This window comes from Micromonospora palythoicola, from assembly GCF_036689795.1.
In the GTDB taxonomy this organism is placed as follows: domain Bacteria; phylum Actinomycetota; class Actinomycetes; order Mycobacteriales; family Micromonosporaceae; genus Micromonospora; species Micromonospora palythoicola.
Map to the genome: position 1 here is coordinate 1 of NZ_JBAGKI010000085.1, position 23,111 is coordinate 23,111.

The following is a 23,111-nucleotide window of genomic DNA, read 5'->3' on the forward strand; positions in this document are numbered from 1 at the left end:
CCCCCCCCGCCGCCGGGGCTTCCAAGGTGTCCCTGCCCCCCGGGCCTGTGGCCCGGGGGGCGGCCCCCCCCGGGGGCCCCCGCCCGACGTGACTCACCCGCCCGCCGCCGTGCCACCACGGTCGGACCGCCCGGAGTGGTCGTTGCCGCGCGGCGAACCGGCCAGTGGGTCGACCCAGGTTGATGGTGATGGTCCCGGCGCTGTCGAGCTGAGAGCGCAGACGCATCACCCCAGGCCCCGCTTGACCCGACGGTCGACGCGCTCCCGCGAACCAGATCCACACCGCCGGACGGATGCACACCGCCGTGAGGTCGAACGGAACAACGCCACCGTTGACACCGGGGCCAGTCGCAGCGCTGAGCCGAGAAATTGGTGTTCCCGGCCCGCATGTCGTCGCTAGGGTCGCGCGATGGCATACCAGCACCCGCTCGCCTACGTACTGGGGCTGGAGGGCGTGGCGTTGCTGCGTGCCTTCGCCGGCGACTACGACCGGGAGTTCGTCGGAGCGCGCATCAGCGAGGTCCGGCGCCTTCTGGACAGCCCATCGCTGAACGGCGACGGGGTCACCGCAGCGCACGTCAACACCGTGAACGGCTACAAGGTGTGGTCCGCGACCTACGATCAACCAGGTAACGGGCTGTTCGACATTGAAGAACCCATCGTGCAGGACATCCTCGGCTCCCTGCCACCTGGCGTCGCCTTGGACGCAGCTTGCGGCACCGGCAGATACACCGAGTACCTCGCCAAACAAGGGCACCGGGTCATCGGCGTCGACAGCTCCCCGGAAATGCTGGCTTACGCTCGTACTCGTGTTCCGAGCGCCGAACTGCGGCAGGGCAACCTGCACCAGATTCCCCTACCCGACGACCACGTCGACGTCATCGTGTGTGCGTTGGCGCTGACCCACCTTCCCGACGTCGGACCGGCGATCACCGAGTTCGCCCGCGTACTGCGTCCTGGCGGCCATCTGGTGATCACGGACGTGCATCACGAGCTCGTGGCATTAGGATCCGTACCACGAATTCGTTCTGCCGAAGGTGATCCGGGGCTGCTGCCTGCGTTCCGCCATCGGGCCAGTGACTACCTCCACGTCGCCCTGCCGTTGGGCCTGCAGCTACGGCGTTGCGAGGAGCCTCGGATGTCCGGCGACACCAGCGAGGACATGCCCGGGGAAATCGCGACAGGGCCATGGGACGTGTGGCCTTGGTCGCTGCTGGGGATCGTCCCGGCGGCAGCCGGGGCCGCCTGGGACGGAACACCAAGTCAAATCATCTGGCACTTCCAGCTGGCGCCGAGCGCAAACACGGCGGCAGCCACTTCTTCCGCTGCCAACTAACTGGCCCTGACCTGGGGTTTCTCGTCAATTGCTCCCAAGCAGACAGGTCAGCAGCGTGTCGACGCTGACGTCGAGACGGTCCCGACTACGCTCAACTCAACTCACGCCCAGACCGATCCCTACGTGATCACCAGTCGGATTCTGCGACCAGGTTGTCGAGATAAAGCCTCACCCACGTGGCCGTTCGGCTCGGACGGGGGACGTCTGAGGGCGTCGACGGTTCAGCTCGACAGCCTCGACAGGGGTAGGGGTGCCGGGCGAGCGGCGGTCCACCCCGGGCCGCGGTGGCGAGCCCTGAGCGACCGCCGGAAGGGTGTCGTCGGTCGACCCGACGCCGGCGTTCCCGTTCGGCCACGGTCTGACGGGAGACCGCGTGCCGACCTGTCGAAAATCCGTGGCGTCGCAGCGGCCGGTCGCCGCAGGATGGCGCGGTGAGTGAGGCGTACCCGATGAAGCCGTGTCCTGTCGCCGTGGCCACCGCCGCGCGTCGACAGCGGCTCGGGCCGGGCCGTCTCTCGCCACGTCGTCGATCGTGACCGGCGCGTTCCTCGCCGGTCTGGTCGCCGGCTACGGCGTGGCCGTCCCGGTCGGGGCGATCGCCGTGCTCATCCTCGGGCTCACCGCCCGGACCTCGTTCCGGGTCGGTTCGGCCGCCGCACTGGGGGTGGCCACCGCCGACGGGCTCTACGCCGGCGTCGCGGCGCTCGGCGGCGCGGTGGTCGCGGGTTGGCTGGCGCCGGTCGCCGGGCCGCTGCGCCTGATCGGCGCCACGGTGCTGCTCGCCCTCGCCGCCCACGGCGCCTGGCGCGCCCTGCGGGTACCCGGCCGACGCCGTCCCCCGAAGCCCGCCCCGGCCGCCGTGTCGACGGGTGGTCCGGACCGGTCGGCGTCAGTCGAGGCCGGTCCGGCATCGGTACGGCGCGGGTTGGACACACCGACCCGGGCATTCGTCGGTATCCTCGCGCTGACCCTGCTCAACCCGGCCACCATCGTCTACTTCACGGCCCTGGTGCTCGGTCGGGCCGATCTGGGCGGCTCCGGCACCGCCGTCGCGGTGGTCTTCACCCTCGGGGTGTTCCTCGCCTCGGCCAGCTGGCAGCTGCTGATCGCCGGGGGTGGCTCCCTGATCGGGCGGGTGCTCACCAGCGATCGTGGCCGGCTGGTCACCGCGCTGCTGTCCAGCGCCATCATCACCGTGCTCGCCGTCGGCATGCTCCTCGGTGGCTGACCCGGGCTGCCCGTGCCGTACGGTCGGGTGATGAGCAGCCGACCCGCCGCCGGGGGCGGCCGGTGGGTGGAGGTCGATCCGGACCGCGTCGCCCGCTGGGTCGCCGGCTTCGCCGACCGGCACGGCCCGCCCACCGTCAGCGCGCCCGGGTACGGCCTGCTGCTGTCCGCTCCGGACGGTGCCACCGCCGAACTGCACACCCCTCCGGGAACGCCGGTCGCCGCGGATCTGGAGACCTTCGTCCGGGAGGTCGGCACGCCACGGCGGATCGCACTGTTGCTGGCCCGCAAAGGAGCGGTGGCGATGGGTGTCGCCGACGGTGCGCAACTGAGCGTGCACAAGGTGGACACCCGCTACGTGCAGGGACGTACCGCCGCCGGTGGTTGGTCGCAGCAGCGTTTCGCCCGCCGCCGGGACAACCAGGCGAAGGCGGCGCTGGCCGACGCGGCGGATCTCGCCGTACGCCTGCTGCTACCGGCGGCCGACCGGCTCGACGCGCTGGTCGCCGGCGGCGACCGGCGCGCGGTGGACACGGTGCTGGCCGACCGTCGGCTCGCCCCACTGGCCGCGCTGCGCGCCGACCGCCTGCTGGACGTCCCCGAACCCCGGTACGCGGTGCTTGTCGCCGCGGTCGCCGCAGCCCGCGCCGTCCGGGTTCTGGTCCGCGAACCACGGCCCGGGACCAGCGGTTAGGCGCGGAGGCGGGCCCCGCCACCGGTGACCGGGCCCGCCGCGTCACACTGCGTCAGACCGCGCCGCTGAAGGTGTCGCAGGACGCCGGGTCGCCGGTGTCGTAGCCCCGGTTGAACCACTGCTTGCGCTGCTCCGACGAGCCGTGGGTGAACTCCTCCGGGTTGACCGGCCGGTCCGCCCGCTTCGAGATGGCGTCGTCGCCGATGGCCTCGGCGGTGTCGATGGCCTCGGCGATGTCCCGTTCGGTGATGCTGGTGAAGATCTTCTGGCCGCTCTCGTCCGCCGTGCCGGTGGCGTTCTTCGCCCAGGCTCCGGCGTAGCAGTCGGCCTGCAACTCCAGGCGTACCGACAGGTCGTTGGCGTTGCCGGGGTCGCGCTGCTGCTGGCGGCGCACCTGCTCGTTGGTGCCGAGCAGGTTCTGCACGTGGTGGCCGTACTCGTGGGCCAGCACGTACGGCTGGGCGAACTCGCCCTCGGCGCCCAGTTGCGTGGCGAGCACCTCGTAGAAGGAGAGGTCGATGTAGACGAGCGAGTCGGCGGGGCAGTAGAACGGGCCGACCCCGGAGTCGGCCTGGCCGCAGGCGGTGTTGACGGCCTGGCTGAAGAACACGGTGCGGGTCGGCCGGTACTGCTCGCCGAGGGACTGCGGCAGGGCGGTGCGCCAGTACGCCTGGATCGAGTTGACGTAGAGGGTGTTGCGGCAGTCGAGCTGCTCCAGCGCGTTCTCGGCGGCGCAGCGCTGCTCCAGCGCGGTGTTGTCGCCCTGCTCCGCGCCGCCGGTCATGGCGTTCAGGCCGAAGCCGCCACCGACGAGGGCCACCAGTACGGCGATGACGATGCCGACGATGCCGCCGCGCCCGCCGCCGATCGGGATGGGGATGCCCATCCCGCCGCCGCCTCCGCCGCTGCCTCGCCGATCCTCCACCTGACTGGTGTCGATCCGTGCGTTCTCGTTCAGCTCCATGGTGACCCCGATCAGTCAGTGGCTCGTGGGCCGGAACCGGGTCCGGTCGGCGATCCGGTACCCGACGATCTTGCTCGGTAATCCGCGTGGGGTACCGCGGCGGGCCCGGTACACTTGGTGCCGTGCTGCGCTGCGAAGGCTGAACGCCCCGCGCCGACGGGTCTGGTGGATCCGCCGGCGCTTTCGTGTGCCCTGAGTCAGCCCTTCGGATCTCGAGAGCGAGTACCTGGAAATGATCACTGCCACCGGCCTGGAACTGCGCGCCGGCGCCCGGATCCTGCTGTCCGACACCACGCTGCGGGTGCAGCCCGGTGACCGGATCGGCCTGGTCGGGCGCAACGGCGCCGGCAAGACCACCACGCTGAAGGTGCTCGCCGGGGAGGGCCAGCCCTACGCCGGGCAGGTCGACCGGCGCAGCGCCGTCGGCTACCTGCCGCAGGACCCGCGTACCGGTGATCTGGACGTCACCGGCCGGGACCGGGTGCTCTCCGCTCGCGGCCTGGACGCGCTGATGGCCGGGATGAAGGAGCTGGAGGCGCGGCTCGCCGAGGACGCCGACGAGCGCCTGGTGCGCCGCTACGGCGCGCTGGAGGATCAGTTCGCCGCGCTCGGCGGGTACGCGGCCGAGGCCGAGGCGGCCCGCATCTGCGCCAACCTGGGGCTGCCCGAGCGGGCCCTGGCGCAGACCATCGGCACCCTTTCCGGCGGTCAGCGTCGCCGCATCGAGCTGGCCCGGATCCTGTTCCGGGACGCGGGCGAGAACGGCGGCGGCATCCTGCTGCTGGACGAGCCGACCAACCACCTCGACGCCGACTCGATCACCTGGTTGCGGGGTTTCCTCGCCAACCACAAGGGCGGCCTGATCGTGATCTCCCACGACGGTGACCTGCTGGAATCGGTGGTCAACAAGGTGTGGTTCCTCGACGCCACCCGCAGCGTGGTCGACGTCTACAACCTGGGCTGGAAGGCGTACCTGGAGGCGCGCGAGACCGACGAGCGCCGTCGTCGCCGGGAGCGGGCCAACGCCGAGAAGAAGGCCGGCGCGCTGATGGCCCAGGCCGACAAGATGCGGGCCAAGGCCACCAAGACGGTCGCCGCGCAGAACATGGCCCGTCGCGCGGAACGGCTGATGTCCGGCCTGGAGGAGGTACGCGTCGCCGACAAGGTGGCGAAGGTGCGGTTCCCCGCACCGGCGCCGTGCGGCAAGACGCCGCTGACCGCGACCGGCCTGTCCAAGTCGTACGGCTCGTTGGAGATCTTCACTGACGTGAGTGTGGCGGTGGACCGGGGCTCCCGGGTGGCCATCCTCGGGCTCAACGGCGCCGGCAAGACCACCCTGCTGCGGATGCTCGGCGGCCTGCTGGAGCCGGACACCGGCGAGGTGCGCCCCGGTCACGGTCTGCGACTGGGCTACTACGCGCAGGAGCACGAGACGCTGGACGTGGAACGGACCGTGCTGGAGAACATGCGGGCGGCGGCGGTCGAGCAGACCGACACCGAGCTGCGGAAGATCCTCGGCGCCTTCCTCTTCTCCGGCGAGGACGTCGACAAGCCCGCCGGGGTGCTCTCCGGTGGCGAGAAGACCCGGTTGGCGCTGTCGACCCTGGTCTGTTCCGGTGCCAACGTGCTGCTGCTCGACGAGCCGACGAACAACCTGGACCCGGTGAGCCGGGAGCAGGTGCTCGACGCCATCGCCCGCTATCCGGGCGCGATCGTGCTGGTCACGCACGACCCGGGCGCGGTCCTCGCGCTCAAGCCGGACCGGGCGATCCTGCTGCCCGACGGCGACGAGGACGCCTGGAGTGACGACCTGCTGGAACTGGTCGAGCTGGCCTGAGCCGACGGCGCCATCACCTATCGGGAAGCTGACACTGCATAGCGTGTCGGTTGGCGAATAGTTGATATCTGGCGCATGATCGTTCGAGACGGTCTAATAGGTGGGACCGTATCCGAACCGCACAGTCTGGGACGTGAGGACACAGCATGGCAGCCACTGGCACAGCCACCAGCACTGAGAAGGGTCGCCGGATCGTCGGAGCCGAGCGTCAGACGCTCGCGAAGGACCTCGTCAAGCGGTACACCGGAGGCGAGAGCATCCGGGCGCTCGCGGCCTCGACCGGGCGATCGTACGGGTTCATCCACCGCGTACTCACCGAGTCCGGGGTGCAGCTGCGGCAGCGCGGCGGCGCCCGGCGCCGCAAGAAGGCGTGACCCGCCCGTCAGCGTCGTCCAGCAGCACCGCCACCACCACCGCGACCCGGGCCGCCCGGTGACCGCCGAGGCGACCGGGGTCCGGCTGGAATGCGACGGGCCGGTCGCCACGGTCACCCTGTGCCGGCCCGACGTGCTCAACGCCCAGACGCCGGCGATGTGGCGCGCGATGAGCGAATTCTCCCGGGAGCTTCCCGGTGACGTGCGCGTGGTCGTGGTACGCGGCGAGGGGCGGGCCTTCTCCGCCGGCCTCGACCTGGCGGTGGCCGGCGCCTCCGGGCCGGGCTCCTTCGCCGAGCTGACCACCCTGTCGGAGCAGGAGTGCGCCGACCGGATCGCCGAATATCAGGGCGGATTCACCTGGCTGCACCGCCCGGACGTCATTTCGGTCGCCGCCGTCCAGGGGCACGCCATCGGTGCCGGTTTCCAACTCGCCCTCGCGTGCGACCTGCGGGTGCTGGCCGATGATGCGAAGTTCGCCATGGCCGAGGTGACCTTGGGTCTGGTGCCCGACCTGGCCGGCACCAAGCGCCTGGTCGAGTTGGTCGGCTACGCCCGCGCGCTGGAGATCTGCACCACCGGACGGCGGATGGACGCCGCCGAGGCGGACCGGATCGGGCTGGCCACGCTCGTGGTTCCCGCCGCCGAGTTGGACGACGCGGTGCGCGACCTGACCGCTGGGCTGCTCGCCCCCAGCCGGGACGCCGTCGTCGAGATCAAGGCGTTGCTCACCGGCGCCGCCGGGCGTACCCATGGCGAGCAGCAGCGCGCCGAGCGGGAGGCGCAGACGCGCCGACTGCGGGATCTTGCCGGACGAGGCGAATAGTAAGGACCGTTCGGGAAGATCCGGGTTACTCGCGTGGTTGTCGTAGGCGTCGGGAGAATTGACCCGACGGTGTACGACGTCCTGACCCGGAGGTGAGCGTGTCCAACCACATGGCCGCTGGCGGCATGGGCGGTTGGAGCATGCTCCGCTCGATGCGCAGCCAGGACGACATTTCCGCGCATCGACTCAAGCGCGGTGTCGCCCGTCGGATCGTCGCCTTCGCCCACCCCTACCGGCGCGACATCGTCGTCTTCCTGCTCACCGTGATCGTCGCCGCGGTGATCGGGGTGGCGACCCCGCTGCTGGCCGGCGACGTGATCGACGCGATCACCCGGGGTGGCGCCGAGGCCGGGGCGCTGGTGATCCGGCTGGCCCTGTTCATCGCCGCGCTCGCGGTCGCCGATGCTCTCCTGTCGCTGGCCCAACGGTGGTATTCGGCCCGCATCGGTGAGGGCATCATCCTCGACCTGCGTACCCGCGTCTACGACCACGTGCAGCGGATGCCGCTGCAGTTCTTCACCCGGACGCAGACCGGTGCGCTGGTCAGCCGGCTCAACAACGACGTGATGGGGGCCCAGCGGGCGTTCACCTCGACGTTGTCGGGCGTGGTCAGCAACGTGATCCAGCTGGTTCTCACCGCCGTGGTGATGCTGACTCTCTCCTGGCAGATCACGGCGCTCTCACTGGTCCTGCTGCCGGTGTTCATCATTCCGGCGCGCCGGGTGGGCCGGCGGCTGGCCGAGATCACCCGCGAGTCGTACAACCTCGACGCCAAGATGAACGCGACGATGACCGAGCGGTTCGGGGTGGCCGGCGCGTTGCTGGTGAAGCTCTTCGGTCGACCCGACGCCGAGGCGGCCCGCTTCGCCGCCCGCGCCGAACGGGTCCGCGACATCGGCATCACCTCCGCGATGTACTCGCGGACCTTCTTCGTGGCCATGCTGCTGGTGGCCTCGCTGGCGCAGGCCCTGACCTACGGCCTCGGCGGCTGGCTCGCGGTCAGCGGCCAGGTCAGCGCCGGCACCGTGGTGACCCTCGCGTTGCTGCTCACCCGCCTCTACGGTCCGCTCACCGCGCTGAGCAACGTCCGGGTGGACGTGATGAGCGCGCTCGTCTCGTTCGACCGGGTCTTCGAAGTGCTCGACCTGCAACCGGGCATCAAGGAACGGCCCGACGCGGTGCGGATCCCCCAGGACGCGGGGACCGTCGAGTTCCGGGACGTCCGGTTCCGCTACCCGAGCGCCGCGGAGATCTCGCTAGCGTCGTTGGAGGAGGTCGCCGCGCTGGACCGTACGGTCAACGAACCGGTGCTCAAGGGCGTGTCGTTCAGCGTCGAGCCGGGGCAGATGGTGGCGCTGGTCGGGCCCTCCGGAGCGGGCAAGTCCACGCTGTCCATGCTGATCTCCCGCATCTACGACGTCACCGACGGGCAGGTGCTCGTCGGCGGGGTCGATGTCCGCGATGCCCGGCTCGACTCGCTGCGCGACGAGATCGGCGTGGTAACCCAGGATTCGCACCTGTTCCACGAGACCATCGCGGAGAATCTGCGCTACGCGAAGCCGGACGCCACCGATGACGAGCTGTGGGCGGCGCTGGCCGGGGCGCAGGTCGCCGACCTGGTCAGGTCGCTGCCGGACGGGCTCGACACCACCGTCGGCGAGCGCGGATACCGCTTCTCCGGTGGCGAGAAGCAGCGCATCGCCATTGCCCGGCTGCTGCTCAAGGCACCGTCGATCGTGATCCTCGACGAGGCCACCGCCCACCTCGACTCGGAGAGTGAGGCGGCGGTGCAGCGCGCGCTGTCGGTGGCGTTGACCGGGCGTACCGCCCTGGTGATCGCCCACCGCCTGTCCACCGTCCGGGACGCTGACCAGATCCTGGTCCTCGACGACGGCCGCATCGTCGAGCGGGGCCGCCACGACGAACTGGTCGCGGTCGGCGGTCTCTACGCGGAGCTGTACCGCACCCAGTTCGCGGTGGCCGATTCGCCGAGTCCGTACGCCGACGCCACCGGTCCGGAACCGGTGGTCATTCCCACCCGGGAGTACATCGCCGACGAGGCCATGCCACCCGCCGCCGCCAACTGAGGCCGCTGGTCCATCCGCCGCTCACTCGAGAGCGGCCGCGTGGAGTTCGGCGAAGGCGGCACCGAGGGTCTGCGGGGTGAAGTGGGCGTTCAGGCCACTGGGGTTGGGCAGCACCCACAGCCGGGCGTCGGCCAACTGCTCCGGTTGCGGCCCGAACCCCGCCTTCGGTCGGGCGAAGCCGATCCGGTACGCCGTCACCCCGACCACCGCGACCCAGCGCGGCCGGTACCGGGCCACCTTGTCGGTGAGCTGCCGGGCGCCGTCGACAAGTTCGGCGGCGGTCAGCTCGTCGGCGCGAGCGCTGGCCCGGGCCACCATGTTGGTGATGCCGAGGCCGAGCGCCGGCAGTTCGTCCTGCTCGCTGGGGTGCAGCAGGCGGGGGGTGAACCCGCCTCGGTGCAGCGCCGGCCAGAACCGGTTGCCGGGGCGGGCGAAGTGCCACCCGGTCGCCGCCGACCAGAGCCCGGGGTTGATCCCGACGAACAGCACGTCCAGCCCGACGGCGATGAGGTCCGGGATGGTCCTGTCGGCCGCTGCGGCCAGTTCCTCCCGGCTCGGGCGCGGGTACGGCCGTGGCTTCCCGGGCTCCGGCCGGGACGGATTGGTCGACCTGCCGTGGACGGCGGGTTCCGGCCGCGGCGGGTTCGCCGACCTGCTGTGGGCGTCCCGCCGGTGGGGGCGGGGCGGCTGGCCGGCGGTCACAGGCCGCGCAGCGCGCCGCCGTCGACCGGAACGGTGACGCCGGTGAGGTAGCTGGCCGCGGGGGAGAGCACGAAGGCGGCGACCCGACCGAACTCAGCCGGGTCACCGATGCGGCGCAGCGGGATGGCGGCCTCCGCCTCGGCCCGGGCCCGTTCGGGGTCGCCGGTGGCGGCGAAGAGGTCCCGGTTGCGGTCGGTCAGCAGCCGCCCCGGCAGCAGTCCGACCACCCGTACGCCGCGGGGGCCGTACTCGTCGGCGACGTCCTTGGCGACGCCGGCCAGGCCGGGCCGCAGGCCGTTGGAGATGCCCAGCCCGGGCACCGGGCCGCGCGCCGAGGTGGAGAGCACCAACGCGATGGCGCCGCCGTCGGGCAGTGCCGCGGCGACCGTCCGTACCATCCGGACGCTGCCGAGGAAGACGGTCTCGAAGGACTGCCGCCACTGGTCGTCGGCGACCGACGCGGCGCTGCCGGCGGGCGGTCCGCCGACGGAGACCAGAGCGCCGTCGACGCGGCCGAACTGGTCCTGTGCGGCGGTCAGCAGGCGTTCGGGTGTCGCCGGGTCCGCCAGGTCGGCGGTGATGCCGACGGCCCGGTCGGGCCCGCCGAGGCCGGTCACGGCGGCCTCCACCGCTTCGGCGTGCCGGGCGCAGAGCACCACCCGGGCGCCGTCGTTCACCAGGCACTGTGCGGTGGCGTACCCGAGCCCACGGGAGGCGCCGGTGAGCACGTACACCCGATCGGTCAGTCCGAGATCCATGCCGACGATCCTGCCCCAGCCCGCCCGACGGGAAACAGGGGTGTTCCCCGGGTCGTGGGTCGGGTTCAGGGGCGGGCCGGGCGTAGCAGGCGTACCCGACCGGCGACCTGGACGGCGAGCGCGCCGCCGACCCGCCCGAGGGCGGGGGACCGGCGGCGACGCGGTGCCCGGTGCCCGTCGTAGCGGAATTCCGCCTCCCGGACGGCCAGTTCCTCCGCGCCCAGCGCCGGCAGGGCGGTGCGGGCGTGCAGCGCGCGGGCCAGGTCCCAGCCGTCGCGTAGTCCGCCGCCGGTGGGTCGGCCGGCCGCCCACTCGGTGAACACCGTCGGCCAGGCCGGGCCGAGCCCGGCGGCGAGCAGTGGCCAGTGCCGGGCGACCTCGCCGGCCCGCTTGCGCAGCAGGGCGGCCCGGGTGGCGGCCAGCGGCCCGGGTGCGAAGCCGGCCGGCGGCGCACCGCCGGCCACCAGGGCCGCGACCAGTTCCGCCTGCCGCGAGGCCAGCGATCCGACCGCCCGGGCGGCCGGATCGTCGGGTACGCCGGCCGGTGTCACGTCACCGCCGGGAAGCCGCAGGCGGTGGCCACGGCGTCGAGTTCGGTGCGTAGCTCGGCCGCCGGTGGGTAGTGCCCGTCGCGTTCGAGCAGGGCCGCTGGCGGACGGTGTCGGGCGCACAGCTCGCCGAGCAGTTCCAGCACCTCCCGCCCGATCGGGTCGGTGTGCGTGTCGTGGTACAAGCCGCCGCGCTCGGCGCCGCCCGCGACGTGCAGGTACGCCACCCGTTCCAGCGGCAGCCGGTCCAGTAGTGCCAGCGGGTCGGTGCCCCGGTTGCGGGCGTTGGCGTACACGTTGGCGATGTCGAGCAGCAGCAGCGCCGAGGTGCGGTCCAGGATCTCGGTGAGGAACGCCGCCTCGTCGAGTTCGTCGTCCGGCCAGTCGAACAGGGCGGCGATCGGCTCCAGCGCGATCGGCACCGGCAGTTCCGCCTGGGCGCGGACGATGTTGGCGCAGATCGCGTCGACCGCCTCGTGGGTGCGGGGCAGCGGCAGCAGGTGGCCCGCCTCCAGCCCGCCGGCCCGGACGAAGGCGATGTGCTCGCTGACCAGGGGAGCCGCCAGCTGCTGCGCGACGGCCGCCAGGTGGTCCACCCGGGCCGGGTCGACCGGTTCCGCGCCGCCGAGGGAGAGCCGCACGCCGTGCGGTACGACCGTGACGCCCCGGTCGCGCAGTTCGACAAGGGCGTCCGGTGGCGGTCCGGCGGCCGGTACCGATTCGGCGACCACCTCGACGAAGCGCAGGCCGGGCAGTTCGGCGACGAACCCCGAGATCTCCGGCCGCCAGCCGATGCCGACGCCGTGCGGAAGGTTCATCCGCCGCACCCGCCGCCACCGCAGCCCCCACCGCCGCCACCGCAGCTGCTGCTGCCGCACCCGGCGCCCGCGGTGCTGCCGCCGCCGCACCCTCCGGTGGACGTCGCGCCACCGGCCACCGCCTGGCGCTGGATCTCGGCCTGCTGGGCGAACGTCGGATCGAGGGCCCAGAGCGACGCGGTGCCGTAGAGAGCCACCGCCATGGCCGCCCCCGCTGCTCCGTAGGTGGCGTACGCCGGGTTCGAGGCGGGCGCGAGGTGTCGGTTGCGCTGGCGCAGGGTGCGTAGCGCGGTCTCGGCCGCTCGGGTCCGGCGGGGCACCCGGACGAGCAGCACGGTGGTCAGCGCGCCGAGCGCGAGGACGGTGAGCACCAGGTACCAGACCGGACGATGATTGGCGAGCCCGGCGACGATCCGGGCGACACCGAGCGCCAGCAGCGCGACCAGCAGCAACGGACCGTGGCGCAGGGCCGCCCGCCGGTCCGGGCCGATCGCCAGACCGCGTTGGTCGAGCCCGTCGCGCAGCTCGGTGAGGGCCCGCTCGACCCACTCGGTGCGCCGCAGGTCCCGGGCCAGGGTGCGCTGCGTCGCGGCGTGGTGGATGGCCCGGTCGAGTTGGGTGGCGGCGGGTGGCAGCGGACCGTCGGCGGTCAGTCGGTGGTCCGGGTGGACGCCGATCGCGCCCTGGCTGCGCAGCGTGCCCAGCGAGGTCCAGACGGCGAGGTCGTCGCCCCCGTTGAGGTAGGCGACCTGCTGTGGGCTCAGCTGGTTGGCCGGCGGAGCGGCATGCCCGGCCAGCAGCCCCCGGCGGCGGATCAGCACGGCGGCGACGGCGATCACCGTGGCCAGCAGGTAGAGCGTGATGAAGGTGGGACCGGGAACTCCCCAGGTGTCGAACTCGGACGCGAAACCCGTCATGGCCTGCTCCTGTCACGCGAGGGAACGCGGCTTCATTGTGGAGCGGCGACGCCAGCCTCCGGCTGCCCGGACGGTCGAGTTATCTTCTCGTTACCTGCCGAGGTCAGCGTCGGCGTACCGCTTCCTCGACCAGGTCGAGAACCGCGCCCAGGTCACCGGCGGGTCGGCCCATGGCCAGGTGGAGCACCAGGCCGTCGTAGGCGAGTTCGAGGAATCGGGCCAGCACGTCGATCGGGATGTCCTCGCGGAGCACGCCGGCCTCACGTTGACGGGCCAGCCGGTCCCGGGTGGCCTCGGCGATGGCGGCCGACCGCTGCGCCCACCGGGTGGCGAAGGTGGGGTCGGTACGCAGCCGTCGCGACACCTCCAGTTGGCTGCCCAACCATCCGGTGGTGTCCGGGGAGACCGCCCGGGCGAGCAGGTCACGCATCACCTGGACCAGTCCGTTGCGGGCCACGGTCTCCACCATCGTGGCGGCGTCGTCCTCGGCGACGGCCAGGAAGAGCGAGTCCTTGTCCCGGAAGTGGTGGAAGATGGCGCCGCGGGAGAGGCCGGTGGCCTCCTCCAGCCGACGTACGGTCGCGCCCTCGTAGCCGTGCCGGGCGAAGCAGGCTCGCGCGGCGGCGAGGATCTCCTGTCGGCGGGCGTCGAGCTGGTCCTGGCTTACTCTGGGCACGTGTCGATCGTGTCAGCTCCCCCCGGCTGGCGCAAACCGTACGTACGGCTTGGTTCCCTGGTGGGCCGCGGACGGCGACCGTTCCCCACCGACACCACCGCGTAACCTTCCGCCCTGTCGGCGAGGCACCCGATTCCCGTAAGGTGCCCGAGTGCCGCTGCTCCTGCTGGACCTGGACAACACCCTGCTCGATCGGGCCGGGCCGTTCCGCACCTGGGCGCAGCGCTTCCTCGACGGCATCGGAGCGCCAGCGCACGACATCGAGTGGCTGCTGTCCATCGACGCCGACGGGTTGACGGACCGCTGGGACGTGGCGGACGCGATCCGGGACCGCTACCGGTTGCGGATCCCCTCCATCGACCTGGTGGAGGAACTGCACGACGGGGTCGTCGAGTTCACCCGGCTGGATCCGCTGGTGGCGTGTGCCCTGCGGATCGCCGACGACGCCGGCTGGATGCCGGTCGTGGTGACCAACGGCGCGGTTCGGCAGCAGGACACCAAGATCCGCCGCACCGGGTTGGACCGGTACATCGCCGACTGGGTGATCTCCGAGGAGGCCGGGGTCAGCAAGCCCAACCCCCGCATCTTCGCGCTGGCCGCGCAGCGGGCCAGAATGCCGCTGCGCGGCGCCTGGGTGGTCGGGGACGGTCCGGAGGCGGACATCGGCGGAGCCACCGCCGTCGGCCTGCCCAGCATCTGGCTGCACCGGGGACGTCCCTGGACCGACGCCCGCTTCGCGCCCACCGCGACGGTGGACACCGTGATCGCCGCCATCGCCGAGATCATGGGTGCCTGACTAATTCGGTTGACCAGGCGGGTACCGCCGACGAGCATGGTCCGCGCATCGTGCGACCCGGGCGGGCGCCCGGACGAGGGAAGGAGGTCGGTCATGGCCGTCTTCGCAGGTCACTTCCTGCCTCCTGACAACTCGACCAAGGGATCACCCGCACCATGCGCGATCACGACTTCCCGGCGCCCGAGCGCCGGACCCGCGGCCGCCGCCGCTTCGACGACGACGAACCGCACTTCCTGAAGCGCGGCCGACCGACCGGCCCCGCTCCGACCGACCCCGACGAGCCTGACCCGGAGACCGACGAGACCTGGTCCTCCTGGGACGACGCGGTGCACGGCCCGCAACCGCACCCGCACTGGCTGGTCACCGAGCTGGCCGCGAAGGACACCGAACTAGGTGTGCTCAAGACCGGCAAGGAGGCCGACGTCCACCTGGTGCGCCGGGGCCTTCCCGGCACCGACCGCTTCTGCCTGCTGGCGGCGAAACGCTACCGGGATCCTCGGCACCGGCTGTTCCACCGGGACGCCGGGTACCTCGAAGGGCGCCGGGTGCGCCGCTCGCGTGAGATGCGGGCGATGACCGGTCGGACCGCCTTCGGCCGGCAGATGATCGCCGGGCAGTGGGCGGCGGCGGAGTTCGCCGCCCTCAGCCGGCTCTGGGAGATCGGTGAGCGCTACGGCACCGTCACCGTGCCGTACCCGGTACAGCTGCGCGGCACCGAGCTGATGCTGGAGTTCCTCGGCGACTCCGACGAGGGGACGGCCGCACCCCGGCTGGCCGAGCTGCGTCCGTCGCCGGCCGAACTGCGTAGCCTGTGGGGGCAGTTGGTCGACGCGCTTGTCGTCCTGGCCCGGGCCGGCTACGCGCACGGTGACCTGTCGCCGTACAACCTGCTGGTGCACGCGGGACGGTTGACGCTGATCGACCTGCCGCAGGTGGTCGACGTCGTGGTGAACCCGCAGGGGCGGGAGTTCCTCGCCCGCGACGTCCGCATCGTCGCCACCTGGTTCGCCGCCCGGGGCCTGCCGGCGGATCTCGTGGACCCGACGGTGCTGACCGAGGTGCTGTGCCGCGAGGCCGGTCTGGCCTGACTCCGGCGGGCTCCGGGTGGTCACCGCCGCCCGGAGCCCGTCGCGGCTACCTGGGCCCGACCGAGCTGGACCGCGCGGTCACCGCCGACCGGGCGGTCGGCCGGACGGCGAGGTGCGGGTGCGCGCAGCTCACTGCAGATACCGTTCGACCTCGGACACGGGGCGGGCGCCCTGGGCCTCGGGATCGCCGTGGGCCTGCCGAGCGGCGCGGCGGCGGCGCAGCAGGTCCCAGCACTGGTCGAGGGATTCCTCCAGCTCGCGCAGCCGGGTGCGGGCCTCGTCGTCGGTGCCCGTCTCGTGTTCCTGCGCCTGTGCGCGCAGCCGGTGCTCCTCGTCGACCAGATCCGAGATCCGGCTCAGGATGGTCTTGTCGTCCATGTCCCTGAGCCTGGCACAGCGGGACCGGCCACGGCCCGCATTCCCGTCGGCGAATCCCACGGACGGGCCCACCGGTGCCGGCGAGCGACCGGCGCGACGGGCCGTGGCCAGTTGTCTCGGCCCGCGCGGTCCGCGTCGGATCGGACGGACATGACGTAGATCACCCGGTCCCCGACGGGCGGACCGAGTGGCCTCGGCGCCCGCGCGACGCAGCTCATCATACGGGCGGCGGCGCCGGTTGCCCGGCGCGCTCCGGTGAACGTTCCGGGACACCGCACCAGGTCGACCACGGCATGATCACGAGCGCTTGAGTTGATCCGGTGACGTTGTTAGGTTGCGCCGGGGTCGGTGTGCTGTGTGCCTCACTCCTGACTGACCGGTCAACTAGCTCAGGGCCAGGGACGGTGTAATGGGTTCCCGCAGTAGGAGTCTGCGTACCAAGGTGGTGGCCCTGCTGGCCGCGCTTGTGGCGCTGTGGGGCTTCACTGCCTGGGTCACCGTCCGCGATGGAGTCGACCTGCTCGGTATGCGGGCGCTCGACGTGCGGGTCTTCGACCCCACCGAGCCGCTGCTGCTGCAGTTGCAACTGGAACGGCGTACCTCGCTGGTCTACCTCGGACGGCCGAACGAGATGACGTTGGACGAGCTGACCCGGTTGCGCGCGCGCACCGACCAGTTGGCCGCCGAGTACGTCGAGTCGAGCGACAACTGGCAGGTCGGCCTGCTCGGCAGCGACGCGCTGCACGATCGCGTCGCCGAGTCGAAGCGGCAACTCGCCGCGTTACCCGACACGCGTACCGCCGTCGACGGGCGCAACATCGGCCGCGGCGTCACCGGGGCGGCGTTCACCGAGCTGATCGGGTCGTTCTACGAGGTGTACGGCGAACTCGGCAATGTCGACGACGACCGGATCGCCGACGACACCACCCAACTGATCCGGCTCAACCAGGCCCGGGAACTGCTGTCCCAGGAGGACGCCCTGCTGGCCGGCGTGCTCGCCGCCGGCCGGATCACCCCGGGCGAGCGGGCCGAGTTCACCCGGATCGTCGGTGCCCGCCAGTTCCTCGCCGACCAGGCGGTCGCCCGGTTGCCCGACGCCGACCAGCGACGCTACGAACAGTTGGTCACCGGGACGAGCTTCCGGCGGCTGGCCGATCTGGAAACCCGGATCATGAACGGCACCGGCACCTCCCGACCACCGTTCTCGACCTCGGACTGGTCGAATGTCACGGCTGCGGCCCTGATCGAGATCGGTGACGTGGTGCTGGCCGGCGGGGACGACGTGGTCAGGAACGCCACCCCGGTCGCGATCGGCGTCATCGTCCGGCTGGTTCTCGCCGCGGGTCTCGGCCTGCTCGTGGTCATCACCGCCGTGGTCGTCTCGATCACCACGGCACGGGATCGGACGCGGCGGTGGCACCGACTGCGCGACGCGGCGCTCCAGTTCGCCGACGAACGGTTGCCGCGCGTCGCCGAGCGGCTCGGCCGCGGTGAGCAGGTGGACATCGCCGACGAGGCACCGCCGCTGCGCCTCGGCGACGACGAGATCGGCCAGGTCGGTCAGGCCTTGGACGTGGTGCGGCAGACCGCCGTCCGCACCGCCGTCGAGCAGGCCGAACTGCGCCGGGCCGCAGGCGAGGTGTTCCTGGGCCTGGCCCGGCGTACCCAGGCCCTGGTGCACCACCAGCTCACCCTGCTCGACGCGATGGAGCGGCGCGAGCACGACGCCGAGGAACTGGAAGACCTGTTCCGCGTCGACCATCTGGCCACCCGGGTGCGGCGCCACACGGAGAACCTGATCACCCTCGGCGGCGCCACCCCCGGCCGGGCCTGGCGCCGCGGCGTCCCGATGGTGGACGTGGTCCGGGGCGCGGTCGGTGAGGTCGAGGACTACCCCCGGGTCACGGTGCGCGAGATCGCCGACGTCTCGCTGGCCGGGCCGGCCGTCGGTGCGGTCATCCACCTGCTCGCCGAGCTGATCGAGAACGCAGTCACCTTCTCGCCGCCGCACACCAGCGTCGAGGTCCGTGGTCAACCGGTCGCCAACGGCTTCGCCGTCGAGATCGAGGACCGCGGTCCGGGCATGACCGAGGCGGACCGCGCCGCCGCCAACCACCGGATCGGAGACGGTGGTGAGCTGACCCGCGGCGACGCGTCCCGGCTGGGTCTCCACGTGGTGAGCCGGTTGGCCACCCGGCACGGCGTGCGGGTCCGGCTCAGGGAGTCGGCGTACGGCGGGACGACCGCCGTGGTGTTGATCCCGAGCGACCTGATCATCGGGGACGAGAGCGAGCCGAGCGTGCCGGGGAATGCCTCGGCGACCGATGCCGACGGAGCCGAACTGTCGACCGGATCCCGGGGCCGTCCGGCGCACTCCACGGCGGGCCGTCCGGAGCACTCCGCGGCGTTGGACGAACCGACCGTCCCGACCGGACTGCCGGTCACCACCGCGTCCGTCGACGGCTCGCCCTGGCAGCCGCGCCGGTCGGCGAATCCCGGGCCGGGTGCCGGTGCCGGCCCCGCCGGTCAGCCGGCCGAGCCGGGCCACCTCACGGTCAGCGGGATCGGGCTGACCCGCACCGAGTCGGGCCTGCCGGTCCGGGTACGGCAGGCGAGCCTGGCACCGGCGTTGCGGGCCGAGTCCGAGGCGGTGGCGGAGGGCGACGACATGATCCGGGAGCCGGAGCAGGTTCGGCGCATGATGAGTTCGTACCAGACCGGCACCCGGCGGGGACGCTCCGACGCCGCCCGGCTGCTCGGTGCTGGCGGTCGGCCCGGACCCGACGATGAGTCCGACGACGCCGATCAACAGGAGACCTGACCGAGGTGCGCTGCCCGGTGAGCCCGGGGAGAACGGTCAGGCCCAAGTGAGCCGGTGATGAGCCGGAGGAGAAGAGGGACGACGAAGTGGGGCAGAAGACGGCTTCGAGTGCCGACCTGACGTGGTTGCTGGACGATCTGGTTGGCCGGGTCAAACAGGCCGAGCACGCGGTCGCGTTGTCCGCCGACGGTCTGCTGATGGCCTCCTCGCAGGGGCTCGGCCGCGACGACGGCGAGCATCTGGCGGCGATGGCGGCCGGCATCCAGAGCCTGGCCCGTGGCGCCGGCAAGCGGTTCGGTGGCGGACAGGTGCAGCAGACGATCATCGAGATGCAGTCGTCGTTCCTGTTCGTCACAGCCGCCGGCCGCAACGCCTGCCTGGCGGTGCTCGCCAGTGCGGACGCCGACGTCGGTCTGATCGCGTACGAGATGGCCATGCTGGTCACGCGGGTCGGCAAGTACGTCGCGTCGCCGCCCCGCGCAGCCGAGCAGACCGGCGGGGAGCAGTAACCCGGATGACCGTGCAGGGAGATTCGGCGGACGCGGCCACGCTGCCCACCGCGATCAAGATCCTGATCGCCGGCGGGTTCGGGGCGGGTAAGACCACCCTGGTCGGTGCGGTGAGTGAGACGCGTCCGCTGCGGACCGAGGAGGTGCTGACCGAATCCGGTGTGGGCATCGACGACCTGGAAGGCGTCGAGACGAAGCGGACCACCACCGTCGCGATGGACTTCGGCCGGATCACCATCAGCGACGACCTGGTGCTGTACCTGTTCGGCACCCCGGGTCAGGACCGGTTCTGGTTCGTCTGGGACGAGTTGGCCCTCGGGGCGATCGGCGCGGTGGTGCTGGCCGACACTCGTCGGCTGGCCGACTGCTTCCCCTCCATCGACTACTTCGAGGGTCGGGGAACACCGTTCCTCGTCGCGGTCAACTGCTTCGAGGGGGCCCGCCGGTATCGGCTGGACGAGGTGCAGGCGGCGCTGAACCTCGACCCCGAGGTGCCGGTGCTGCTCTGCGACGCCCGGCAGCGGGAGTCGGTCAAGGAGGTGCTCATCATGCTCGTGGAGCACGCCATGAAGATCCGGGCGACCCGTCGCGCCGACTGACGGAACCCGCAGCACCGAGGGCTCCCACCCCGTCGGGGTGGGAGCCCTCATGGCATCGCGGTCAGCTGGCGATCATCCGGCGCAGCACGTACTGCAGGATGCCGCCGTGCCGGTAGTAGTCCGCCTCACCCGGGGTGTCGATCCGCACCACCGCGTCGAACTCCACCCCAGCGTCGGTGGTGACCTTCACCGTGCGCGGGGTGTCGCCGTCGTTGAGGGCGGTGACCCCGGAGATGGAGAACGTCTCGGTGCCGGTCAGCCCCAGCGACTCGGCGTTCTCCCCGGCGGGGAACTGCAACGGCAGCACGCCCATGCCGATCAGGTTGGAGCGGTGGATCCGCTCGTAGGACTCGGCGATGACGGCCTGCACCCCGAGCAGCATGGTGCCCTTGGCCGCCCAGTCCCGCGACGAGCCGGATCCGTACTCCTTGCCGGCCAGGATGACCAGCGGCACGCCCGCCTCCTGGTACGCCATGGAGGCGTCGTAGATCGACGTCTGCTCGCCGCTCAGGTGGTTGACGGTGAAGCCGCCCTCCACCCCGGGGACCAGCTGGTTACGCAGCCGGATGTTGGCGAAGGTGCCCCGGATCATCACCTCGTGGTTGCCCCGGCGGGAACCGTAGGAGTTGAACTCGTGGCGGGGCACGCCGTGCTCGGCGAGGTACTGCCCGGCGGGGGAGTCGGCCTTGATGGAACCGGCCGGCGAGATGTGGTCGGTGGTCACCGAGTCGCCGAGCTTGGCCAGCACCCGGGCACCGGCGATGTCGGTCACCGGCTCCGGCTGTGGCCGCATGCCCTCGAAGTACGGAGGCTTGCGGACGTAGGTGGAGTCGCCGTCCCAGGCGAACGTGTCCCCGGTCGGGGTCGGCAGCGACTGCCAGCGCTCGTCACCGGCGAAGACGTCGGCGTACGCGGAGCTGAAGCCGGTGGCGCCGATCGCGGAGGCGATCACGTCCTGGATCTCGGCGGTGCTCGGCCAGATGTCGCGCAGGAAGACCGGGTTGCCCTCGCTGTCCTCACCGAGCGGCTCGTTGGCCAGGTCGATGTCCATCGTCCCGGCCAGGGCGTACGCCACCACCAGCGGCGGGGACGCCAGGTAGTTCATCTTCACGTCCGGGTTGATCCGGCCTTCGAAGTTGCGGTTGCCGGAGAGCACCGAGACGACCGCGAGGTCGGCCTCGTTCACCGCGGCGGAGATCTCCTCCGGCAGCGGGCCGGAGTTGCCGATGCAGGTGGTGCAGCCGTAGCCGACCAGGTGGAAGCCGAGCTTCTCCAGGTACGGCGTCAGACCGGCCCGCTCGTAGTAGTCCATCACGACCTTGGAGCCGGGCGCGAGGGTGGTCTTCACCCACGGCTTGCGGTTCAGGCCCTTGTCGACGGCGTTGCGGGCGAGCAGCGCCGCACCGATCATCACCTGCGGGTTGGAGGTGTTGGTGCAGGAGGTGATCGCGGCGATCACCACGGCGCCGTGGTCCAGCTCGAACTCGGTGCCGTCGGCGCCGGTGACCCGGATCGGGTTGCTGGCCCGGCCGCCCGAACCCACGGCGGCGTTCACCAGGTCGCGGGGCGCGTCGGCCGGGTCGTCGATGCCGTTGGCCGGGGAGTCGCTGGCCGGGAAGGACTCGGCGCTGGCCTCGTCGGCGTGGCCGGTCACGCCGTACGGCTGCTCCTGCTGCGGGACGCCCGGCTTGCGGCCCGGGTCGCCGCCGGTCTCGTCGGCGGACACGTAGTCGGTGAGCGCCGAGCGGAACAGGGTCTTGGCGTTGCCGAGCGGCACCCGGTCCTGCGGGCGCTTCGGTCCGGCGAGAGAGGGCTCGATGGTGCCCAGGTCGAGTTCCAGCTGCTCGGAGTAGACCGGCTCGTGGTCCGGGTCGTGCCAGAGGCCCTGCTCCTTGGCGTACGCCTCGACCAGGGCGACCTGCTGCGGGTCACGGCCGGTCAGCTCCAGGTAGCGGACGGTCTCGGCGTCGATCGGGAAGATCGCCACGGTGGAGCCGTACTCCGGGGACATGTTGCCGATGGTGGCCCGGTTGGCCAGCGGCACCGCGCCCACGCCGGGGCCGTAGAACTCGACGAACTTGCCGACCACGCCGTGCTTGCGCAGCATCTCGGTGATGGTCAGCACCAGGTCGGTGGCGGTGGTGCCGGCCGGCATCTCGCCGGAGAGCTTGAAACCGACGACCCGCGGGATCAGCATGCTGACCGGCTGGCCGAGCATGGCGGCCTCGGCCTCGATGCCGCCGACGCCCCAGCCCAGCACGCCCAGGCCGTTGACCATCGTGGTGTGCGAGTCGGTGCCGACGACAGTGTCCGGGTACGCCTGGCCGTTGCGCTCCATCACCGTGCGCGCCAGGTACTCGATGTTGACCTGGTGCACGATGCCGGTGCCCGGCGGGACCACCTTGAACTCGTTGAACGCGCTCTGGCCCCAGCGCAGGAACTGGTAGCGCTCCTTGTTGCGCGCGTACTCCAGCTCGACGTTGCGCTCGAAGGCGTCCTCGCGGCCGAACAGGTCGGCGATGACCGAGTGGTCGATGACCAGCTCGGCGGGGGCGAGCGGGTTCACCTTGGTCGGGTCACCACCCAGCTCGCGGACGGCCTCACGCATGGTGGCCAGGTCGACCACGCAGGGTACGCCGGTGAAGTCCTGCATCAGCACCCGGGCCGGGGTGAACTGGATCTCGACGTTCGGGTCCGCGGTCGGGTCCCACGCACCGAGCTGACGGATGTGCTCGGCGGTGATGTTCGCGCCGTCCTCGGTCCGCAGCAGGTTCTCCAGCAGGATCTTCAGGCTGTAGGGGAGCCGTTCCTGGCCCTCCACCTTACTGATCTTGAAAATCTCGTAGCTCGCGTCTCCGACGCGTAGCTGGGTCTTCGCACCGAAGGTGTCGAGGCTCGCCACGTCGTACTCCTTCACACCAGCGACCGTGAGTAGTCCTGAGCAGTCTTTCGCACCGGCCGGAGCGCCGCCGTGCTTAGGCAACACTTACCGCCGATTCCCGCCATCAACAAAACCGTACGTCCGTCTTGCTATTCGTGCAACCCGGTGTCACTGGGTGGACGGGACCCGGACGGTTGGCGACCGGAGGCGGCAACATCGGGGATGTTGCTGGCTGACCGTGGCGTGACACGGCAACATCCCCGATGTTGTCCTCT

At 71.6% G+C, this 23,111-nt stretch carries 21 protein-coding genes; 12 read left to right on the forward strand and 9 right to left on the reverse strand.

The window, feature by feature from the left end; genetic code table 11:
• The first annotated feature begins 409 nt into the window (after window positions 1–409).
• The 3 genes from V5O40_RS25225 (at window position 410) to V5O40_RS25235 (ending at window position 3,257) form a co-directional block, all read left to right on the forward strand.
• Window positions 410–1,336: a class I SAM-dependent methyltransferase gene (locus V5O40_RS25225; protein WP_332907777.1), complete on the forward strand. Its 927-nt coding sequence runs from the start codon at window positions 410–412 to the stop codon at window positions 1,334–1,336.
• Window positions 1,337–1,868: 532 nt separating this feature from the next.
• On the forward strand, window positions 1,869–2,564 hold the full coding sequence (locus tag V5O40_RS25230) for a LysE/ArgO family amino acid transporter (RefSeq protein WP_332907778.1): 696 nt from the start codon (window positions 1,869–1,871) through the stop codon (window positions 2,562–2,564).
• A 30-nt stretch (window positions 2,565–2,594) separates the two neighbouring features.
• Window positions 2,595–3,257 carry an acVLRF1 family peptidyl-tRNA hydrolase gene (locus V5O40_RS25235; RefSeq protein ID WP_332907779.1) on the forward strand — a complete coding sequence of 221 codons (663 nt, stop codon included), beginning with the start codon at window positions 2,595–2,597 and terminating at the stop codon, window positions 3,255–3,257.
• Window positions 3,258–3,309: 52 nt separating this feature from the next.
• On the opposite strand, the gene ypfJ is transcribed toward V5O40_RS25235, so the two are convergent.
• On the reverse strand, window positions 3,310–4,221 hold the full coding sequence (ypfJ, locus tag V5O40_RS25240) for a KPN_02809 family neutral zinc metallopeptidase (protein ID WP_332907780.1): 912 nt from the start codon (window positions 4,219–4,221) through the stop codon (window positions 3,310–3,312).
• A 232-nt stretch (window positions 4,222–4,453) separates the two neighbouring features.
• On the opposite strand from ypfJ, the gene V5O40_RS25245 reads away from it, so the two are divergent.
• The 4 genes from V5O40_RS25245 to V5O40_RS25260 all read left to right on the forward strand — a co-directional run bounded on the left by V5O40_RS25245 (window position 4,454) and on the right by V5O40_RS25260 (window position 9,345).
• Window positions 4,454–6,058, forward strand: a complete 1,605-nt coding sequence (locus V5O40_RS25245; protein ID WP_269742512.1) for an ABC-F family ATP-binding cassette domain-containing protein — start codon at window positions 4,454–4,456, stop codon at window positions 6,056–6,058.
• A 146-nt stretch (window positions 6,059–6,204) separates the two neighbouring features.
• Window positions 6,205–6,432, forward strand: a complete 228-nt coding sequence (locus tag V5O40_RS25250) for a helix-turn-helix domain-containing protein (protein ID WP_007072022.1) — start codon at window positions 6,205–6,207, stop codon at window positions 6,430–6,432.
• 58 nt (window positions 6,433–6,490) lie between these two features.
• Window positions 6,491–7,258 carry an enoyl-CoA hydratase/isomerase family protein gene (locus tag V5O40_RS25255; protein ID WP_332907781.1) on the forward strand — a complete coding sequence of 256 codons (768 nt, stop codon included), beginning with the start codon at window positions 6,491–6,493 and terminating at the stop codon, window positions 7,256–7,258.
• 110 nt (window positions 7,259–7,368) lie between these two features.
• Window positions 7,369–9,345, forward strand: coding sequence for an ABC transporter ATP-binding protein (locus V5O40_RS25260; RefSeq protein ID WP_332907792.1), 1,977 nt, complete (start codon window positions 7,369–7,371; stop codon window positions 9,343–9,345).
• A 21-nt stretch (window positions 9,346–9,366) separates the two neighbouring features.
• Here V5O40_RS25260 and mug read toward each other — a convergent pair whose 3' ends face one another.
• From mug to V5O40_RS25290, 6 genes are all read right to left on the reverse strand, one after another.
• Window positions 9,367–9,888 carry a G/U mismatch-specific DNA glycosylase gene (mug, locus tag V5O40_RS25265; RefSeq protein ID WP_332907793.1) on the reverse strand — a complete coding sequence of 174 codons (522 nt, stop codon included), beginning with the start codon at window positions 9,886–9,888 and terminating at the stop codon, window positions 9,367–9,369.
• A gap of 155 nt (window positions 9,889–10,043) precedes the next feature.
• The gene (locus V5O40_RS25270; RefSeq protein WP_332907782.1) at window positions 10,044–10,805 is read right to left on the reverse strand and encodes an SDR family oxidoreductase; all 762 of its coding nucleotides are present in this window, start codon (window positions 10,803–10,805) and stop codon (window positions 10,044–10,046) included.
• A gap of 65 nt (window positions 10,806–10,870) precedes the next feature.
• Window positions 10,871–11,356 (reverse strand): hypothetical protein, encoded by a 486-nt coding sequence (locus tag V5O40_RS25275; RefSeq protein WP_332907783.1) that lies wholly within the window; start codon window positions 11,354–11,356, stop codon window positions 10,871–10,873.
• The gene (locus V5O40_RS25280) at window positions 11,353–12,171 is read right to left on the reverse strand and encodes a DUF692 domain-containing protein (RefSeq protein ID WP_332907784.1); all 819 of its coding nucleotides are present in this window, start codon (window positions 12,169–12,171) and stop codon (window positions 11,353–11,355) included. The genes V5O40_RS25275 and V5O40_RS25280 overlap by 4 nt, the downstream gene beginning before the upstream one ends.
• Window positions 12,168–13,088: a TIGR04222 domain-containing membrane protein gene (locus V5O40_RS25285; protein ID WP_332907785.1), complete on the reverse strand. Its 921-nt coding sequence runs from the start codon at window positions 13,086–13,088 to the stop codon at window positions 12,168–12,170. Before V5O40_RS25285 ends, V5O40_RS25280 begins: the two co-directional genes overlap by 4 nt.
• Before the next feature lie 103 nt (window positions 13,089–13,191).
• Window positions 13,192–13,764 carry a TetR/AcrR family transcriptional regulator gene (locus tag V5O40_RS25290; RefSeq protein WP_093401424.1) on the reverse strand — a complete coding sequence of 191 codons (573 nt, stop codon included), beginning with the start codon at window positions 13,762–13,764 and terminating at the stop codon, window positions 13,192–13,194.
• 151 nt (window positions 13,765–13,915) lie between these two features.
• On the opposite strand from V5O40_RS25290, the gene V5O40_RS25295 reads away from it, so the two are divergent.
• Both V5O40_RS25295 and V5O40_RS25300 read left to right on the forward strand, forming a co-directional pair.
• The gene (locus tag V5O40_RS25295; RefSeq protein ID WP_332907786.1) at window positions 13,916–14,560 is read left to right on the forward strand and encodes an HAD family hydrolase; all 645 of its coding nucleotides are present in this window, start codon (window positions 13,916–13,918) and stop codon (window positions 14,558–14,560) included.
• A gap of 155 nt (window positions 14,561–14,715) precedes the next feature.
• Window positions 14,716–15,648, forward strand: a complete 933-nt coding sequence (locus V5O40_RS25300; protein WP_332907787.1) for a serine protein kinase RIO — start codon at window positions 14,716–14,718, stop codon at window positions 15,646–15,648.
• A 129-nt stretch (window positions 15,649–15,777) separates the two neighbouring features.
• Here V5O40_RS25300 and V5O40_RS25305 read toward each other — a convergent pair whose 3' ends face one another.
• Window positions 15,778–16,026, reverse strand: a complete 249-nt coding sequence (locus tag V5O40_RS25305) for a DUF2630 family protein (RefSeq protein WP_164448267.1) — start codon at window positions 16,024–16,026, stop codon at window positions 15,778–15,780.
• 409 nt (window positions 16,027–16,435) lie between these two features.
• Here V5O40_RS25305 and V5O40_RS25310 point away from each other — a divergent pair, with 409 nt between their 5' ends.
• The 3 genes from V5O40_RS25310 (at window position 16,436) to V5O40_RS25320 (ending at window position 19,955) form a co-directional block, all read left to right on the forward strand.
• A complete protein-coding gene (locus tag V5O40_RS25310) occupies window positions 16,436–18,847 on the forward strand; it encodes a sensor histidine kinase (RefSeq protein ID WP_332907788.1) in 2,412 nt (803 codons plus the stop codon).
• A gap of 86 nt (window positions 18,848–18,933) precedes the next feature.
• Entirely contained in the window at window positions 18,934–19,356 is a 423-nt protein-coding gene (locus tag V5O40_RS25315; RefSeq protein ID WP_332907789.1) for a roadblock/LC7 domain-containing protein, read from the forward strand.
• A gap of 5 nt (window positions 19,357–19,361) precedes the next feature.
• Window positions 19,362–19,955, forward strand: a complete 594-nt coding sequence (locus V5O40_RS25320; RefSeq protein ID WP_332907790.1) for a GTP-binding protein — start codon at window positions 19,362–19,364, stop codon at window positions 19,953–19,955.
• A gap of 61 nt (window positions 19,956–20,016) precedes the next feature.
• On the opposite strand, the gene V5O40_RS25325 is transcribed toward V5O40_RS25320, so the two are convergent.
• Window positions 20,017–22,872: an aconitate hydratase gene (locus V5O40_RS25325; protein WP_332907791.1), complete on the reverse strand. Its 2,856-nt coding sequence runs from the start codon at window positions 22,870–22,872 to the stop codon at window positions 20,017–20,019.
• Between the last annotated feature and the right edge of the window lie 239 nt (window positions 22,873–23,111).